A 1314-nucleotide genomic window follows, 5' to 3' on the forward strand; every position below is an offset into this window, starting at 1 on the left:
CGGCGTCGCCGACCGGCCACTCCTCGCTCCCGAGCGCGAACGCCGCGTGCCGGGACTGCCGGTCGGCCCGCAGTTCGAATAGCAGCCACCCCTCGCCGCGCCCGAGCGAGTAGTAGGGGTCGTCCGTCTCGCTCATCCGGTACAGCGTCGCGCCCGACCCGAGGTCGTACAGCGGCGAGACCACTCGGTCCCCGTGCCGGAACCCGAAGTCCGTGCGCTCGGGCGGCACCCCGTCGGTGACGTCGACCCGGTAGGAGAGGTACTGGCGGCCGTCGGACCGCACGCCGACGGAGTCGACGCCCATCACCAGCACGCCGGGCTGATGGCGCTCCAGCTCCACGTCCAGTTCGACGTCGAACTGCGACGTCGTCGGCGTGTCGTCAGTGGTTCCGGAGTACTCCGTGGTCGCGGTACCGGTGGTCGCGGTACTGCTTGTCGCCGTTTCGGTGGTCGGTTCCGGTTCGTCGGATCCCCCGAGGCATCCCGTCAGCCCTGACCCGACGAGGGCGGCCGCCGATCCGAGGAGGGCTCGTCGTCGCATACCGACTGCTTCCAACGGTCGATATAAGTGCTTTGTCGGGAACGGCCAGCGGCTACCAGTCGCCGTCTGCGTGCTCGCGGACGCGCGCCATCGCCTCGCGTTCGCGGACGCTGCCGGCTGATTCGACGACGGACTCGAAGTACCGCAGTCGTTCACGGAGCGTCTCGGTGTCGTACGCCGGCACGTCCAGACGGGACGCCGCTACCGTCGCTTCTACGACGGCGTTGAATCCGCGATTGATAGTCCTGGGAGCCTCCTCGACGACGTCGCTCTCGACAGGACGGAGTTCCCAGTGTTGCCTCCGCGTCCCGTTTTCCGTCTCGTCGGTGTCGACGTGCGTGGCCTCCACCTGCGCCCACGCGTCGGCCGCCTCGAGTACGGGGTCCGGTTCCTCGCGAATCGAGAGCGTGGCGTCCGCGAACACGACGGGGTCGGTCGCGAACTGGACGTAGCCGCCGCCCTCGCGGTGGAAGTTCCGGCGGGTGCGCGTGTTCCCCCACGTCGTCGCCGTCGCCGCGCCGCCGTCCTCGGGCGCGTGGACGCCCAGCGCCGCAACGTTCCACAGGTCGTTCGGCCCGATTGTCGTCACCACGGTCTCAGTGACGCCGCGCAACTCCACGGGCCACTCCGTAGCGGATGGTGGGGCCTCTGCACCGTCAGTCACCGACTGTCACCCCGCGTTCGAGCGCGACGAACACGGCGGCCGCCGTCAGGTCGGCAGTCGTGCCCGGGTTGACGCCGCGCGCGACGAGGTCCGCCGCGAAGTCACGGAC

2 protein-coding genes and 1 pseudogene are annotated in these 1314 nt (G+C 70.0%); all 3 read right to left on the reverse strand.

The annotated features are described in order from the left end of the window. A pseudogene (locus tag GRX66_RS19095) lies at positions 1-541 on the reverse strand (hypothetical protein); the annotation flags it as partial. A 52-nt stretch (positions 542-593) separates the two neighbouring features. Continuing rightward, the gene (locus GRX66_RS19100) at positions 594-1205 is read right to left on the reverse strand and encodes a DUF447 domain-containing protein (protein ID WP_325064207.1); all 612 of its coding nucleotides are present in this window, start codon (positions 1203-1205) and stop codon (positions 594-596) included. Beyond that, positions 1198-1314, reverse strand: a 117-nt coding sequence (locus tag GRX66_RS19105) for a triphosphoribosyl-dephospho-CoA synthase (RefSeq protein ID WP_201293105.1), incomplete at its 5' end; no start/stop codon positions are given. The genes GRX66_RS19105 and GRX66_RS19100, both read right to left, overlap by 8 nt.

It is taken from the genome of Halobacterium bonnevillei (assembly GCF_009831555.1).
In the GTDB taxonomy this organism is placed as follows: domain Archaea; phylum Halobacteriota; class Halobacteria; order Halobacteriales; family Halobacteriaceae; genus Halobacterium; species Halobacterium bonnevillei.